15 protein-coding genes and 1 riboswitch are annotated in these 15,814 nt (G+C 71.6%); of the genes, 7 read left to right on the top strand and 8 right to left on the bottom strand.

Annotated elements, in window-relative coordinates; translation table 11 throughout:
• Positions 1–30: 30 nt before the first annotated feature.
• Both ACIQLK_RS11905 and glyA read right to left on the bottom strand, forming a co-directional pair.
• Positions 31–921 (bottom strand): bifunctional methylenetetrahydrofolate dehydrogenase/methenyltetrahydrofolate cyclohydrolase, encoded by an 891-nt coding sequence (locus ACIQLK_RS11905; RefSeq protein ID WP_400365009.1) that lies wholly within the window; start codon positions 919–921, stop codon positions 31–33.
• Positions 922–1,045: 124 nt separating this feature from the next.
• Positions 1,046–2,320 (bottom strand): serine hydroxymethyltransferase, encoded by a 1,275-nt coding sequence (glyA, locus tag ACIQLK_RS11900; protein WP_400365008.1) that lies wholly within the window; start codon positions 2,318–2,320, stop codon positions 1,046–1,048.
• 38 nt (positions 2,321–2,358) lie between these two features.
• Positions 2,359–2,442: riboswitch (ZMP/ZTP riboswitch) on the bottom strand.
• 67 nt (positions 2,443–2,509) lie between these two features.
• Between glyA and ACIQLK_RS11895 the strand changes: the two genes are divergently transcribed.
• Positions 2,510–3,988, top strand: a complete 1,479-nt coding sequence (locus ACIQLK_RS11895; RefSeq protein WP_400365007.1) for a family 20 glycosylhydrolase — start codon at positions 2,510–2,512, stop codon at positions 3,986–3,988.
• The gene (gene nagA, locus ACIQLK_RS11890) at positions 3,976–5,124 is read left to right on the top strand and encodes an N-acetylglucosamine-6-phosphate deacetylase (protein WP_400365006.1); all 1,149 of its coding nucleotides are present in this window, start codon (positions 3,976–3,978) and stop codon (positions 5,122–5,124) included. The genes ACIQLK_RS11895 and nagA overlap by 13 nt, the downstream gene beginning before the upstream one ends.
• A 150-nt stretch (positions 5,125–5,274) precedes the next feature.
• Here the strand turns inward: nagA and ACIQLK_RS11885 are convergent, their stop codons facing one another.
• The 5 genes from ACIQLK_RS11885 to ACIQLK_RS11865 all read right to left on the bottom strand — a co-directional run bounded on the left by ACIQLK_RS11885 (position 5,275) and on the right by ACIQLK_RS11865 (position 10,649).
• Positions 5,275–6,174, bottom strand: a complete 900-nt coding sequence (locus ACIQLK_RS11885) for an ROK family protein (RefSeq protein ID WP_400365005.1) — start codon at positions 6,172–6,174, stop codon at positions 5,275–5,277.
• A 1-nt stretch (position 6,175) separates the two neighbouring features.
• Positions 6,176–7,138 carry a carbohydrate ABC transporter permease gene (locus ACIQLK_RS11880; RefSeq protein WP_400365004.1) on the bottom strand — a complete coding sequence of 321 codons (963 nt, stop codon included), beginning with the start codon at positions 7,136–7,138 and terminating at the stop codon, positions 6,176–6,178.
• Positions 7,135–8,106: a carbohydrate ABC transporter permease gene (locus ACIQLK_RS11875; RefSeq protein WP_400365003.1), complete on the bottom strand. Its 972-nt coding sequence runs from the start codon at positions 8,104–8,106 to the stop codon at positions 7,135–7,137. Before ACIQLK_RS11875 ends, ACIQLK_RS11880 begins: the two co-directional genes overlap by 4 nt.
• A gap of 58 nt (positions 8,107–8,164) precedes the next feature.
• Entirely contained in the window at positions 8,165–9,427 is a 1,263-nt protein-coding gene (locus tag ACIQLK_RS11870; RefSeq protein ID WP_400365002.1) for an extracellular solute-binding protein, read from the bottom strand.
• Positions 9,428–9,512: 85 nt separating this feature from the next.
• The gene (locus ACIQLK_RS11865) at positions 9,513–10,649 is read right to left on the bottom strand and encodes an ROK family protein (RefSeq protein WP_400365001.1); all 1,137 of its coding nucleotides are present in this window, start codon (positions 10,647–10,649) and stop codon (positions 9,513–9,515) included.
• Between the two features lie 115 nt (positions 10,650–10,764).
• Between ACIQLK_RS11865 and ACIQLK_RS11860 the strand changes: the two genes are divergently transcribed.
• Both ACIQLK_RS11860 and ACIQLK_RS11855 read left to right on the top strand, forming a co-directional pair.
• Positions 10,765–11,193 (top strand): YrdB family protein, encoded by a 429-nt coding sequence (locus ACIQLK_RS11860; RefSeq protein WP_400365000.1) that lies wholly within the window; start codon positions 10,765–10,767, stop codon positions 11,191–11,193.
• Positions 11,190–12,557 carry an FAD-binding oxidoreductase gene (locus tag ACIQLK_RS11855; RefSeq protein WP_400364999.1) on the top strand — a complete coding sequence of 456 codons (1,368 nt, stop codon included), beginning with the start codon at positions 11,190–11,192 and terminating at the stop codon, positions 12,555–12,557. Before ACIQLK_RS11860 ends, ACIQLK_RS11855 begins: the two co-directional genes overlap by 4 nt.
• On the opposite strand, the gene ACIQLK_RS11850 is transcribed toward ACIQLK_RS11855, so the two are convergent.
• Positions 12,548–13,171 (bottom strand): hypothetical protein, encoded by a 624-nt coding sequence (locus ACIQLK_RS11850; protein WP_400364998.1) that lies wholly within the window; start codon positions 13,169–13,171, stop codon positions 12,548–12,550. The genes ACIQLK_RS11855 and ACIQLK_RS11850 overlap by 10 nt on opposite strands.
• Positions 13,172–13,289: 118 nt before the next feature.
• On the opposite strand from ACIQLK_RS11850, the gene ACIQLK_RS11845 reads away from it, so the two are divergent.
• The 3 genes from ACIQLK_RS11845 (at position 13,290) to ACIQLK_RS11835 (ending at position 15,770) form a co-directional block, all read left to right on the top strand.
• A complete protein-coding gene (locus ACIQLK_RS11845; protein WP_400364997.1) occupies positions 13,290–13,718 on the top strand; it encodes a hypothetical protein in 429 nt (142 codons plus the stop codon).
• A 111-nt stretch (positions 13,719–13,829) separates the two neighbouring features.
• On the top strand, positions 13,830–15,254 hold the full coding sequence (locus ACIQLK_RS11840) for a L,D-transpeptidase family protein (protein WP_400364996.1): 1,425 nt from the start codon (positions 13,830–13,832) through the stop codon (positions 15,252–15,254).
• Between the two features lie 63 nt (positions 15,255–15,317).
• Complete coding sequence (locus tag ACIQLK_RS11835) at positions 15,318–15,770, top strand: GNAT family N-acetyltransferase (protein WP_400364995.1); 453 nt, start codon at positions 15,318–15,320, stop codon at positions 15,768–15,770.
• Positions 15,771–15,814 lie beyond the last annotated feature (44 nt).

The raw sequence follows: 15,814 nt of genomic DNA, 5'->3' as shown, positions 1-15,814 counted from the left end.
TATTGCATCCGCGAACGGGCCGAGAAGGCCTCAGACCCGAAGGCCCGCGGCGCGCTCGGCGACCTCGACCACGTTGGTCATCAGCAGTGCGACGGTCATCGGGCCGACGCCGCCGGGGTTGGGCGAGACCCAGCCGGCGATGTCCGCGACGTCCGGGTGCACGTCGCCGTAGACGCGGCTCTTGCCGGTCTCGGGGTCGTCCTCCCGGGTGACGCCGACGTCGAGGACGGCAGCGCCCGGCTTCACGTGCTCGGCGGTCACGATGTGCTTGACGCCCGCCGCGGCGACGATGACGTCGGCCTCGCGCAGGTGCGCGCCGAGGTCGGTCGTGCCGGTGTGGGTGAGCGTGACGGTCGCGTTGTACTCGCGGCGCGTGAGCAGCAGGCCGATCGAGCGGCCGATCGTAACGCCACGGCCGACGACGACGACGTGCTTGCCGGCAAGGTCGTACCCGTTGCGCACCAGCAGCTCGATGACGCCGCGCGGCGTGCAGGGCAGCGGCGACGTGATCGGGGTGTTGACGTTGAGCACCAGACGGCCGAGGTTCGTCGGGTGAAGGCCGTCGGCATCCTTCTCGGGATCGATCCGCTCGAGGATGCGGTCGGTGTCGAGGTGCTTCGGCAGCGGCAGCTGCACGATGTAGCCGTGGCACGTGGGGTCGGCGTTGAGCTCGTCGATCAGAGCTTCGACCTGCTCCTGCGTCGCGTCGGCGGGCAGCTCGCGCTGGATCGAGTTCATCCCGATCGCCTCGGACTGCCGGTGCTTCATCCCGACGTAGAGCTGGGATGCCGGGTCCGCACCCACGAGCACGGTGGCGATCCCGGGCGTCACGCCGTGCTCCTTCAGCACGGCGACGCGCTGGGCGAGCTCGTCCTTGATCGCGGCCGACGCCGCCTTGCCGTCGAGAACCGCCGCGGTCATCGTGTCTCCTGTCCTCGCCCCTGACCCGCGAGACCGCACCGGGCGATCGACCCAGCGGTCCCGGACCACAGTCTCGAGGCGTGCGTGCAATCTCGCGAGCGGAGGAGGGGTCGGATGCCGGGGGTCACTGCTGCAGCCCGGGGTACAGCGGGAACGCGTCGGCGAGCTTCGCGACGCGTGCGCGGAGAGCCTCGTGGTCGGCGCCCGGCAGCAGCGCGAGAGCGATCACGTCGGCGACCTCGGTGAACTCGGCGTCGCCGAAGCCGCGGGTCGCGAGGGCGGGCGTGCCGATGCGCAGGCCCGACGTGACCATCGGCGGGCGCGGGTCGTTCGGGACCGCGTTGCGGTTGACGGTGATCCGGATGTCGTGCAGCAGGTCCTCGGCCTGCTTGCCGTCGATCGCCGCGTCGCGCAGGTCGACGAGCACGAGGTGCACGTCGGTGCCGCCGGAGCGCACCGCGACACCGGCTGCCTTCACGTCGTCCTGCGTGAGGCGGTCGGCGAGGATCGCCGCGCCTCGGATCGTCCGCTCCTGACGCTCCTTGAACTCCGGGGTCATCGCGAGCTTGAACGCGGTGGCCTTCGCGGCGATCACGTGCATGAGGGGGCCGCCCTGCTGGCCCGGGAAGACCGCCGTGTTGATCTTCTTCGCGATGTCGGCGTCGTTCGTGAGGATGAGACCCGAGCGGGGGCCGCCGATCGTCTTGTGCACCGTGGTCGACACGACGTGCGCGTGCGGGATGGGCGAGGGGTGCAGGCCCGCAGCGACGAGACCGGCGAAGTGCGCCATGTCGACCCAGAGGAGCGCGCCCACCTCGTCGGCGATGGCACGGAAGGCGGCGAAGTCGAGCTGTCGGGGATAGGCGGACCAGCCGGCGATGATGACCTTCGGCTTGTGCTCGAGGGCGAGGCGGCGGACCTCGTCCATGTCGACGAGCGAGGTCTCGGCGTCGACGCCGTAGGCGACGATGTCGTAGAGACGGCCCGAGAAGTTGATCTTCATGCCGTGCGTGAGGTGACCGCCGTGGTCGAGCGAGAGACCCAGGAGCGTGTCGCCCGGGCGGGCGATCGCGTGCAGGACGGCGGCGTTGGCCGACGCGCCCGAGTGCGGCTGGACGTTGGCGAACCCGGCGCCGAACAGCGCCTTGGCACGCTCGATCGCGAGCTCCTCGGCGACGTCGACGACCTCGCAGCCGCCGTAGTAGCGGCGGCCGGGGTAGCCCTCGGCGTACTTGTTGGTGAGGACGGAGCCCTGCGACTGCAGCACCGAGACGGGAACGAAGTTCTCGGAGGCGATCATCTCGAGGAACCCGCGCTGACGGTCGAGCTCGCGCTCGAGCACATCGGCGATCTCGGGATCGACCTCGGAGAGGGGGGCGTTGAACAGCGAATCGGTCATGACGATCTCCTGACGACGGCTTTCGGGATGAGGAATCTCGCATCGGCCCAGGCGCGCGGTCGAATGCCGTGTCAATCGCTCCCCGGTGGTGGCCCACCTCAACGCCAGTCGCGACACTGCGAGCATAACGGATGGGCCCGCTGGTAGGCTGGCCCGAACGGTTTTGTTAGGACACCTTACAGAACGGCGGTGGCTCCGGTGCCCCTCCCCCTCGTGCCCTTCCCCGCACACATCGACGTCCGGAGAGGGCCCGCGTTCGACCTGTCCGGGGCCGGACTCTCGGCCGACCCGGATGCCGCGACCGCCCTCCGCTCCCTCGTCGCCGCGCGCACGGGCCTCGACCTGCCGGACGGCGACGGCATCGTGCTCACCGTCCAGGACGGCGGCCCCGCCGAGTCGTACGTCCTCGAGGCGGCGGCCACCGGCATCCGGGTCACGGGGGCGGATGCCGCGGGCCTGCACTACGGCGTGCAGACGCTCGGGCAGCTCATCCGCCGCGACGGCGACCGCTGGGCGGTCCCGCCCGTCCGCGTCGAGGACGCGCCGCGCTTCGCCTACCGCGGCGTCATGCTCGACGTCGCACGTCACTTCCACGACGTGCCGACCGTCCGGGCATACATCGACCGGGCGGCATCCCTCAAGGTCAACGTCCTGCACCTGCACCTCTCGGACGACCAGGGCTGGCGGCTCGAGCTGCGCTCGCGCCCCGAGCTCACCGCGACGGCGTCGGCGACCGCGGTCGACGGCGCCGAGGGCGGGTTCTACACGCAGGACGACTACCGCGCGATCGTCGCGTATGCGGCATCCCATCACATGACCGTCGTGCCGGAGTTCGACATGCCGGGCCACACGCACGCCGTCTCGCTCGCCTACCCCGGGATCGCCGAGGCACCCGTCACCGACGTCATCACCGAGGGCGCGATCCCGGTCGAGGGCGAGCCCTACACCGGCACCGCGGTGGGCTTCTCTTCGCTACGCGTGCACGACGAGGCGACGTACGCCTTCGTACGCGATGTCTTCGCGGAGCTCGCCGAGCTCACCCCCGGACCCTGGCTGCACTTCGGCGGCGACGAGTCCCACGGGACGACGCCCGAGGACTTCGCCCGCTTCGTCTCCCGCGCGAGCGCCGTCATCGCCGACCTCGGCAAGACCCCGATGGCCTGGCATGAGGCGGGTGCCGCCACCGGCCTGGCCCCCGGCACGGTCGGCCAGTACTGGGGCTTCGTGACGCCGGTGGATGCCGCGCCGCAGCACGCCCGCGGGTTCGCCGACCGCGGGGGCCGGGTCGTCCTCTCCCCCGCCGACGCGGTCTACCTCGACATGAAGCCGACCGACGACGCGCCGCTCGGACTCACCTGGGCGAACGGCGCGACGAGCCTCGAGCGCGCCTACTCGTGGGAGCCGGCGGATGTCGTCGACGGTCTCCCGGAGGACGCGATCCTCGGCGTCGAGGCTCCGCTGTGGACCGAGACGGTCGCGACCCTCGCCGACATCGACGCGCTCGTGTTCCCCCGGATCGCCGCGGCGGCCGAGATCGCCTGGTCTCCCGCGACCGGCGCGGAGCGCACGTGGGAGTCGTTCCGGACGCGCGTCGGCGGACTCGGTCCGCTGTGGACGTCCCTCGGGGTCCGATTCCCCGCCCTCGCGGAGGTGCCGTGGACGACGTGACCCGCATCATCCACTCGGCCCGGCTGCTCGACGGTGGAACGGAGACGCCGGACGCGTGGATCCGCACCGAGGCCGGGCGCGTCGCGGCATCCGGAACCGGCGATGGGTGGCGCACACTCACCGCGGACGAGGTGGTCGACGCTCGCGGGCTCGCCGGAGACGGCGCGGTGCTCACCCCCGGGTTCGTCGACCTGCACGGGCACGGCGGCGGCGGACGTGCGCACGAGGAGGGCGTCGAGGCGATTCGGATCGCCCGCGCGACGCACCGCGCGCACGGGACGACGCGCGCGGTGATCTCGCTCGTCGCGGGCTCGCCCGACGACCTCGCGACGCGCCTGGGCACGATCGCCGACCTCGCTGAGACGGACGGCTCGGTCCTCGGGGCGCACCTCGAGGGCCCCTTCCTCGACCCGGGCCACCACGGCGCCCACGATCCGGCACTGCTCCTCGACCCCACGACCGAGAGGGTCGCCGGACTCATCGAGGCAGCGCGCGGATCGCTCGTCCAGGTGACGCTCGCACCCGAACTGCCCGGCGGACAGGAGGCGATCGCGCAGTTCACGGCGGCCGGTGTGGTCGTCGCGGTCGGCCACACCGACGCCGACGTGGAGGCGACGCGCAAGGCGTTCGACGCAGGCGCCACCCTGCTCACCCACGCGTTCAACGCGATGCCCGGCCTCCACCACCGCGCACCGGGACCGGTCGGCGCCGCGACCGGTGACCCGCGCGTGATAATCGAGGTCATCGCCGACGGCGTCCACGTGCACCCCGACGTCATCCGGATGCTGTTCGCCGCCGCCCCCGGCCGCATCGCATTCGTCACCGATGCGATGGCCGCCGCCGGCGCGTCCGACGGAACCTACCTGCTCGGCTCGCTCGAGGTGACGGTCGAGGCGGGCGTCGCGCGCCTGCCCGACGGCACGATCGCCGGCTCCACCCTGACCCAGGATGCCGCGCTCCGCACAGCTGTCGCCGCGGGAGTCTCGGTGCCCGACGCCGTCGCGGCACTCACCCGCACCCCGGCTCATGCGATCGGCCGGTCCGACCTCGGCTCGCTCGCGGTCGGTGCCGTTGCCGACGCGGTGATCCTCGGCGCCAACCTGCAGGTGCGGCGGGTCTTCACCGGGGCCGCCTGAGCCGCGGCAGCCGTCGGGGCCTGCTGCTGTTCGCGGCGCCGCGTTCCGTATTCAGTCCCGTCCGATGCGACCGCTGAGCCAACACGCGGAATTCCGGCCCAGTACGGCCGCACGGCTCGCGTCCAGACTGAATACGGCGCGATGCCGCACTCAGGGGCCGGACACCCCGACGGGCGAGCCCGCCAGCAGCGCCGCACCGAGCGCACCGACCGGCACCCCCTCGGGGACCGGCACGACGCGACCGGCCAGATCGAGCGAGGCGAGGAAGCCCGAGCCGGATGCCGCGGCCCGCAGGTTCGTGCGGACCGGCGCGAACAGCCGCTCCCCCAGGTGCGACACCCCGCCGCCGAGCACGACGACCTCCACGTCGGCGGTGAGGACGAGCAGCTGGACCGCGGCGGTCACCCCGCGAACCACCTCCGCGCGCAGCGCGACGGCGCGCGGGTCGCCCGCATCCGCGGCGTCGAACACGTCCACGACGGGAAGCGCCGACACACCACCCCACCGGGCAGCGACCGCGGCGCCGCCTGCGAGCGCTTCGATGCAGCCGCGTTGTCCGCAGGGGCAGACCGGGCCGGCGGGGTCGACGCTGAGGTGCCCGATCTCGCCGGCCGCGCCGCGCGCGCCGGGCCACGGCATCCCGTCCCGGACGATCCCCGCGGCGACACCCGTTCCGAGGTTCAGGTAGGCGAGCGAGCCTACGTCGGGCAGCATCGCCGCGGCTCCGACGGCGCCGGCGCGCACGTCGTTGTCCACGGCGACCGGCAGCCCCACGCGCGAGGCGAGGGCTGCTGCCAGGTCGAGGTTCGCGATCCCGAGATTGAGGGCGTGGCGGACCACGCCGTCCCGTCCGATCTGGCCGGGCACGCCGACACCGAGGTCATCGACCCGTCGACCCCGCGCGAGCGCGTCGACGACCGCCACGATCCCGTCGAGGACGGCATCGGCTCCGCGCCCCGTCGCGCGGAGCTCGGTCGCCACGACGCGCCCGCCGTCATCCACCGCGACGGCGAGCGTCTTCGTGCCGCCCACGTCGACTCCGATCCGCATCTCAGCCCTTCACGGCGCCCGAGACGAGCCCGCCCGACATCCGCCCCTGGACGATCAGGAAGAACACCACGACGGGGATCGAGATGAGGGTGGATGCCGCCATCACGGCGCCCCAGTTCGTCGCCTCCGTCGCGGACTGGAACGACAGCAGCCAGGGCGGGAGGGTCAGGTTCTGGCCGCGGAGCAGGAGCAGCGCCATCGTGAACTCGTTCCACGACTGGATGAAGGCGAAGACACCGGTCGCGACGAGGCCGGGGGCGAGCAGGGGGAAGGTGACCTTCCAGAAGGCCTGCGAGCGCGTGCAGCCGTCGATCATCGCCGCCTCCTCGAGGTCGACCGGGACTCCGGCGACGAAGCCGCGGAGGGTCCAGATCGTGAACGGGATGACGGCGGCGACGTACACGATCCCGAGACCGACGAGCGTGTTCATGAGGCGCCAGTCGTCGATCATGTCGTAGATCGTGAACATCATCGCCTCACCGGGGATCATCTGGACGATGAGGACCGACACGATGAACGAGCGGCGCCCCCGGAAACGGATGCGGGCGACGGCGATCGAGGCGAGGAAGGCGACGAGCAGGGTGACCACGAGGACGCCGACGGTGACGAGGCCCGAGCTGATCAGCCCGTGGACGAAGTCGGTCTGGCCGGGCGCCGCCGGGCGGTTCCACGCGGTCTCGTAGTTGCGCAGCGTGAAATCCAGCGGCACGAAGCTCGGTGTGCGGCTGATGATCGACTCGCCGCTCGTGAACGACATGTTCAGCATCCAGTAGACCGGGAACACCGAGCATGCGAAGACGATCAGCGCGGCGATGTTCAGCAGGACCCGGCCGGCGGGCCATCGACGTCGCCGTCTGGCGGCGAGCGAGCCCGGCAGGGGTGTCCGGGCGTCGCCGACCGGCCCGGCGACCTCGTCGACGCCGACGGTCGACAGCTGCGCGGCGGGGGTGATCTGCGTGCTCACAGCTCCTCCTCCTGGAGGGTCGTCCGGACGTATCCCCATGAGAGGGCGAGCAGCAGGATGACCGTCAGCACGCCGATCGCGCTCGTGACACCGAACTCCCCCACTCCCTGCCGGAAGATGTACGTGCCGAGGACGTTCGTCTCGGAGGCGAGTCCGCCGCGCTGCTGCAGCGTGTACACCTGCGTGAAGATGCGGAGGTTCCAGATGACCTGCAGCACGACGACGACGGTGACGACGTTGCGCAGATACGGGTAGACCACCAACCGGAAGCGCTGGAGGCCCGTCGCGCCGTCGAGGGACGCCGCTTCGAGCACCTCGCCCGGCACCTGACCGAGCGCGGCGTAGAGGGTGAACGCGGCGAAGGGGACTCCCTGCCACACCACGATGATCGCGAGGACGGCGAAGAACGACCAGGGGTCGAGCAGCCAGGAGTGGTTGGTGAAGTCCGTGGACCCCGTGACGGAGTTCAGGAACCAGTTCACGAGCCCGTACTGCGCGTCGAAGATCCACCCCCAGACGGTCGTCGCGGCCAAGGGCGGCATCGCCCAGGCGAGGAGCAGCCCGATGGACACGAGCAGTCGCCAACCGCGGGCGAGGCGGGTCATGAGCACGGCGACGAGCGCGCCGAGCCCCACGATCAGCACCGTCATGACGAGCATGAGGCCGAGGCTCCGCCCGAGTACGGCCGGGAAGTCCGACGCGGTGAACACCTCGACGTAGTTCTCGAAACCGACGACGTCCGGGAGGGTCCCCTGCACCTTGTTGCGGATCGAGTAATCCGTGAACGACTGGACGACCATGAGGACCGCCGGGTAGCCGACCATCACCGCGAGGATGACCAGCGACGGCCCGAGGAGCGTGAGGGCTGCCGCGCCGTCCTTGCGGCGGCGGTCGCGATCGCGCGACCCCGTGGCGAGAGGATCGCGCAGCGCCCGAGGACGGGCGGGGCGCGTGAGGGTTCCGGACATCATCGTCTCCGCGGTAGGGGAGCGGTGCAGGGGGCCCATCGCCCCCTGCACCGCCGGGTCAGGAGTTGAGGATCGATTCGATCTGAGCGTCGAGGGCGGTCGCGATCTCGGTGACGTCGCCTCCCTGCGCGATCTTGACGAGGGCGTCCTTGATGATGCCCGCCGATTCGACCTCGACCCACTTGGGGCTGGCGGGGACCGCCTTGGAGGATGCCGCGGCCTTCGCCGCCTCGGCGGTGATCTGCCCCTCGGGCAGGTACTGCGCGAAGGAGGTGCGCGCCGGGATCAGTCCGTTCTCGGCGAGGATCTTCTGGTACCCCTCCGAGAGGATGATCTCGAGCGCGGCCTGGGACTTCTCGGAGGCGTCGGACTTCGCCGCGATCGCGATGCTCGATCCGCCGGCGAACACGGGGGCGACCTCGCCCTCGGTCATGCCGGGAAGCGCGTAGGCCGCCAGCTCCTTGCCCGCCTCGTCGGGGCATCCCGGCGCCTCGGCGTCGGCAGGCGCGAGGATCGACCACTGGACCCAGCTCGGCGCCGAGAGGAAGCCGACCTCGCCCGCGCAGAACGGCACCTGGGGGTCGGTCTCATCGGCGTCAGCGGGCGCGATCGTCGCATTCTCGTACACGTCCTGCAGCATCTCGAGACCCTTGATGCCGCCTCCGCTCGAGAACCCGCCGACCCACTGGTCGCCCTCGAGCGTCGCGATCTCGCCGCCGTTGGCCCACACGTAGGGCAGGGCGTTGTACCAGTCCTTGCCAGGCGCGTAGATGCCGGATTTGCCGGCGCTCGTGTTCTCGATGCCGGCCTGGACGTATTCGCTCAGCGTCGTCGGAAGCTCGCCCGAGTAGGTCTCCGGCGAGTAGAAGACGACGCGCGAGCCGGCGTAGTACGGCGCGGCGTAGAGGGCACCGTCGAGGGTCGCGCTGTCGACGAACGCGGGCAGCATGTCATCTCCCCCGAGGTCGTCGCGGATGTCGGTGATGTCGGCGAACAGCCCCTGGTCGATGAACCCGGGTGCCTGGGTGTTGCCGACTTCGACGAGGTCGGGGGCGTCGTTCGACGAGAGCGCCGCCACGTATCCCTCGGTCGTGTCGGCCCAGGTCTTCTCTTCGATCGTGAGCGTCCAGCCGTCGTTCTGGTCCTCGAACGTCTTCTTCAGGTAGTCGCGCGCGTCCTGCGGGGTGTCCGTTCCGACCAGCCACACGGTCAGATCGCCGGTCTCGGCGCTCCCGCCGGTGGGCGTGCCGCCGCCGGCGCAGCTGGTCAGGACGAGGGCCGACGCGCCGAGGAGCGACAGTGCTCCGAGGGTCTTCTTCATAGCGGTTCCTTCACTGTGTGGGATGCGGCGGCCCGGTCGAGCCGTCGCGGATAGGGGTGATGCGGGGTGAAGCGGGTGGTGCGGGTCAGGAGACTCCGAGGCGGCCGGACAGGACCATGACGGCCGCACCGCGCAGGACGATGTCCTCGCTGTGGGTCGACATGCGCACCTGGAGTCCGTCGTGGAACGTGGCGAGGGTGCGGGTGCGGACGGTGTCGGCCGCCGCCTCTGCGAGCGCTCCGTCGAGGAGGTCGGCGGGCCCGGACAGCGCGATCTCCGACAGGTCGAGCGCGCCGACGATCGGGGCGAGCGCGATGCCGAGCCGCTCGCCGGCGTCACGCAGGACGCTGTATGGGTCGTCGGTGGCGGCGAGGCGCTCGGTGAGGGCGGGGACTGCGAGCCAGGCCTCGAGGCAGCCGATCTTGCCGCAGGCGCAGGCAGGGCCGCCGTCCGTGCCGACGGTGACGTGACCGATCTCGCCGGCGGCGAATCGGGCGCCGGCGAGGGGCTCTCCCCCGGTCAGCAGTCCCGCACCGACACCGCGACCGACGCGCACGAGGATCACGTCGTCGCCGGCTCCGCCGAAGGTGTGCTCGGCGAGGACCGCGGCGTTCGCGTCGTTGGCGACGAGGACGGGGAGGCCGATCTCCGCTTCGAGCGCTCCGGCGAGGTCGAGGTCCGCCCAGCCGAATCCGGGCGCGGCGAGGACGACGCCGCGATCGTCGACGACACCGGGTGTCCCGACACCCAGGCCCAGGACGGGGGCGTGTGCGTCCGACACGACGGTGCGCGCCAGGTCGATGATCGCGCCGAGGACGTCGTCCTGACGAGCGGGGACGGGGACGCTGTGCCGGGCGACGATCTCGCCGTCGAGGGTGAGCACCGCACCGAGGAAGCTCTCACTCCCGGACAGGTCCAATCCGACGATCCGGTGACCCTCCCGGGCGATGTCGACGAGGATCGCGGGTTTGCCGGGACCGGATGCCTCGCGCACGCCCTGTTCGACGACGTACCCGTCGTCGATGAGCGACCCCACGAGATCGGAGATGGTGACCCGCGTGAGTCCCGTCTCGCGCGCGAGGTCGGCACGGCTCATCGCGCCCGCCGAGAAGAGCGACTGGAGCACCAACGCCCGATTGTGCGCGCGGGCGTGCTCGGGAAGGATCTTGCCCGCGGCGCGTCGGGAACGGGACACGGCGGTGGATCGGGTCGGCGTCGGCATGTTTGTTAGTAAGCCTTACGAATAGCCGCACCGCAAGAGTCCGATCGCATTTGCAAGCAGTCTTAACAAACTCGTTACACTCCGGGGGCCGCGGCGCCCGCCGTAGAATCGACGCATGTCCGAGCTCCCCCACGTCCGGCCCGAACGACCCGCGGAGCCCGCACCCGCCGCCACCGTACCCGCTGCCGCCGCGCCGGAGGCGCCCGCGCCCGAGCGACTGTCGGCCCTCGACCTCCTGAGCTTCCTGTGCACGCTGTTCGCCGTCGCCTCGCTCGCGATATGGGGCTTCACGGCGTGGGAGCTCCCCTGGAACATCGTCTTCGGTATCGCCGCGCCGCTGGCGACGCTGATCGTCTGGGGCCTGTTCGCCTCCCCGCGAGCGGTCATCCGCGTGCACCCGTTCGTGCGGGGCCTCGTAGAGCTGCTGATCTACCTGTCGGCGACGATCGCCTGGTGGAGTGCGGGACAGGCGTGGATCGGCCTCGGCTTCGCAGTGGTCGCCATCGTGGTCGGCGTTCTCGCAGGACGCCGCCGCCTGTCGTGACCGACGTCGCCGCGCTCCTCCGCGACGCGCTCGGTGAGCGCGTCGACACCTCGGAGGCGGCCCTCGAAGCCGCCCGGGCGGACAAGTCCGGGCATCGGACGGCGGGGCGTCCGCTCGCGGTCGTGCACGCGGCATCCGTCTCCGACGTCCAGACGACGATGCGGATCGCCACGGCGACCGCCACACCCGTCGTGACTCGTGGGGCGGGAACCGGGCTCGCCGGCGGCGCGAACACCGGCCCGGGCGAGATCGCCCTGTCGGTGCGGGGCATGAACCGGGTGATCGAGGTCCGCCCCGACGACCTGCTCGCGGTCGTGGAACCCGGCATCCTCAATGCGGACCTCGGCCGCGCTCTCGCGCCGCACGGCCTGTGGTGGGCGCCCGATCCCGCGAGCCGCGAGATCTCGACCGTCGGTGGCAACATCGCCACCGGCGCGGGCGGACTGCTGTGCGCGAAGTACGGAGTCGTGCGCGACGCCGTCCTCGCCCTCGACGTCGTCCTCGCCGACGGCCGCCTCATCTCCACCGGCCACCGCAGCGTGAAGGGCGTGACGGGGTACGACCTCACTGCGCTCATGATCGGGTCGGAGGGAACACTCGGCATCGTCGTGGGTGCCACCCTCAAGCTCCGCCGGCTCGTTCCCGGCGAGACCCGCACGCTGACGGCGCAGTTTCCCGACGTGCGCACCGCCGCCGCGGGAGCCGCGGCCGTGACGGCTTCCGGCGCGCAGCCCGCGATCATGGAGCTGATGGATGCCGTCAGTCTGGCGGCCGCGCACGCGCTCCTGGGCCTCCCCTCCCCCACGCCCGGCGCGACCCAGCTGACGGTGCAGACCGATGGCGTCGCTGCCGCTGAGGAGCAGGCGGCTATCGCCGACATCCTGACCTCGATCGGGGGCGCGGTCCGTCTCGCCGCTGACGATGTCGAGGCCGCGCAGCTCTGGGCCGTACGCCGGGCGATGCATCCGGCGATGGAGAGCCTCGGCACGGCGCTCATCGAGGACGTCTCGGTCCCGCGCAGCGCGCTCCCCGCGATGTTCGATGAGATCGCTCGCATCGAAGCCGAGTTCGACGTGACCATCCCGACCGTCTGCCACGCGGGCGACGGCAACCTCCACCCCAATTTCGTCTTCCACGGCGAGGAGGTGCCCGACCGCGTGTGGCAGGCGGCCGACGCGCTGTTCCGCGCGGCCGTCGCCCTCGGCGGGACCCTCACAGGAGAGCACGGCATCGGCGTCCTCAAGAGCCGCTGGCTCGCCGACGAACTCGGTGAGGATCAGTGGTCGCTGCAGCGCGGGATCAAGTCGGTCTTCGATCCGACAGGGATCCTCAACCCGGGGAAGGTGTTCGCCTCTCAGCCGTGACGCACGGCCGCACCGGACGGCGTCCGCGAGGCGCGACCCGGCGACGGCCGCGTCGTGAGTGCGAGCACCATCGACACGATCCCGACGACGACCGGGATCGTGGCGGGGAGGACGCCGACCGGACCCCCGATCCCGGGGGCCAGGACGGTGGCCGCCGCGAAGACGACCGCGAGCCCCAGACCGAGAGTGATCGCGGCGAGAGGGATCCAGCTCCACGGGCGAGGGATGACCCCGATGCGCAGAATCGCGATCGCCGCGCCGATCGCGAGGACGTAGGAGGCGATCGCTCCCAGAGCGGCGGTCGGCTCGGCGCCGACCCCCGCGGCGTAGCCCGTCGGCCCCGCCCACCAGACCGCGCGCACGAGGACGAACGCCCCCAGCGCGAGGAGCACCGCCACCCCGGCAGGGCGGCGCGCGACGACGCTCTCCGCCGGTCGCAGTCCGAACGCGTAGACGAGGCAGGCGGCGGCGGTGAGCACGGCGGCACCCAGCTCAAAGGGGACGGCGGCGGCATTGCCGGAGCCGACGGCGAGCGCGGCGAGCACGCCGAGGATCCCCTGCCCGATGAGCAGGAACCCGCCGAGCAGCCACGACCACACCGTTGTGCGTTGCATGGGCACACGATAGCCCCGGGGGTCCGGCGGCGTCATCCGCCGTGCCGGGCAGGAGTCCACTGTTCGCCCAGCGAACCCGTGGCAGGCTCGAACGGTTCCGACCCGAGGAGGCCCCGTCGTGCCCGCACCCCGCTCCGCCCGCATCGTCGGCGCGCTGCTCGCCGTCGGCTCGGTGACCGTATTCGGCGCGGCGTGCGCCCCCGAGCCCTCCCGGGGCGAGAACCAGACCGTCGCTTCCGCCTGCACGGCCGTCGCAGACACCGTGGGCGACGCGATGGCGGTATTCGCCGAGACGGATGCCGCTGATCCGTCCGCCGCTGCGACCGCCACGGCGGACGTGAGCGCACAGCTGACCACGCTCGCGCCCTCCGTCCGCAACCCCGACGTCGCCGCCATCGTCGCCGACCTGCGGTCGGGATTCGATGTCCTCGCCACGGCGACCGCCGCCGCCGCGGGCGGCGATCTCGACGGCGTCTCCGGCCTCGGCGATGCGACCGACCGCATTCGTGCCGGTGTCTCGGAATATCACGATCTGTGCGCGGGGTGAGCTGCACGCACCCCTGGTCGCGTACCCTTTCGTGAAGCGACATACGCCCTGGCGACGGACCCCGGATCCCCGTGACCTCCGGAACGCCGGGCAGCAGCTCGGGGGAGAGGGATGTCCGAGATCATCACACGCCAGGACGCCGGCGACACCGTCGCCTCCGGCGCACCCGTCGACGTGCGCTGGGCGCCCGCCGACCCGCCCCGGAAGCCTCGCCGCCTCTGGCTGAAGGTGGGTGCTCCGGTCGCGGCCGTCGTGGCCGCGGCGACCGTCTGCTCGCTCATCCTGATCGCGCCGGGCACGACCGCCGCCGGCGTGCCGGTGGGCGGCCAGACCTCCGGGGCGGCCGCGGACTCGATCGCAAGCCGCCTCGCCACCATCGAGGTGTCGCTCGGCGAGGGCGGCCCCACGGTCTCGGCCGCCGACCTCGGCGCATCGGTGGATGCCTCGGCTCTGGCCGATGCCGCATTCGCCGGCAGCCCCATGTGGAACGTCACGGCGTGGTTCGCCGAGTACGGGGATCCCGAGGTGACCCTCGATGCCGAGCGCGCCGCGAACGCGCTGCGCGCGGCGCTGCCCGACGCCTACGCCGACCCGACCCCCGCGGCCGTCGCGTTCCAGGACGGCGCCTACACCGTGACCCCCGCCGCCGACGGCACGGGCGTCTCGCTCGACGCGGTGCGCAGCGCCCTCGAGTCCGCGCTGAGTTCCGGAGCGGCGACGGCGACAGTGGATCCCACGCCCGAGCCCGTCGCCTCCGTGGTCACGACGGAGGCGGCTCAGGCCACGGCGTCCAGTCTCAACGACATGATCGCCGAGGCGGGCTTCTACGTGGGCGACGACCGCGCCGTCCCCGTGTCGGCCGGCACGCTCGCCTCCTGGCTGGATGTGACGACGGACGAGTCCGGAGCGTTCTCGTTCACGGTGGATGCCGCGGCGATCCAGACCGCCGTCGACGGCCTTCCCGACCAGGTCAACCAGGACCCCGTCGACGCCGCCGTCCTCTCCAACGAGGCGGGTACGGTGCTCACCACCCTCGTCGAAGGGCAGGACGGACGAGTGCTGGGCGACACGTCCGGGGTGGCGCGCGACTTCGCGGATCAGCTCGCCGGCGGCGACGCCTCGTACGATCTGACAGCCGACGTGACCCCGCGTGGAACCGTCAGCACGGTCCGCCTGGCGGAGGTCGACCTGGGAGAGCAGCGCCTCTACTTGAAGGAGAACGGCAAGGTCGTCGACACCTGGCTCATCTCGAGCGGGCGCGACGGCGCGATCACCTATCAGGGCCACTACTCCATCGGCTGGCGCACGCCCCTTCAGGACATGAAGGGCACCTCCCGCGACACGGGATCGAAGTACACGCAGCCCGACGTCCCCTGGGTGATGTACTTCAACGGCAACCAGGCCTTCCACGGCGCCTACTGGCACAACAACTTCGGTCACCAGATGAGCGCCGGCTGCGTCAACATGCCGCCCGCCCTGGCCAAGAAGCTGTACGACTGGATGCCCGACGGCGGAGACGTCTGGATTCACGCCTGACACATTCGGGAGCATCGGCATCCGTGCTGTGCGCGGGACACCGATCGCGGTTAGCCTGTGCTCATGGCTGACCTCCGCGTGGAAGAACTGTCGGCGTCGACGATCGTCGCCGTGAACACCCTCTCGCTCAAGCCGGGCCAGGAACGCTTCATCGCGCCCGAGAGTTACGCGATCGCGGCGACCGTCGTCGATCCCGCCACCTCGTGGCAGCGGGTGATCCTCGACGGCGACGAGGTCGTCGGCTTCGTGAGCGCCGGTTTCGATGAGGATGCCCCGCACGAGCATTTCCGCTCGGTGCTGTGGCGGATCAACGTGGATGCCGACGATCAGGGCCGAGGCATCGGTCGCTACGCCGTCGATCAGCTCGTCGATGAGGCACGCGCTCGCGGCTTCGACCACGTCAACGTCATCTACGAAGCCGGCGAGGGCGGCCCGGACGCCTTCTTCCGTCGCGTCGGCTTCACCCCCGTCGACGAGACCGAGTACGGCGAGGTCGTCGCGCAGATCCGCCTCTGACGCTCCCCGAACGCACGGATGCCCCGGCCCGCTCTCGCGGCCGG

Source organism: Microbacterium sp. NPDC091382 (genome assembly GCF_044757025.1).
Taxonomy (GTDB): Bacteria; Actinomycetota; Actinomycetes; order Actinomycetales; family Microbacteriaceae; genus Microbacterium.
Note: the sequence above shows the minus strand (reverse complement) of the source record. Positions and strands in the feature narration are given on the sequence as shown.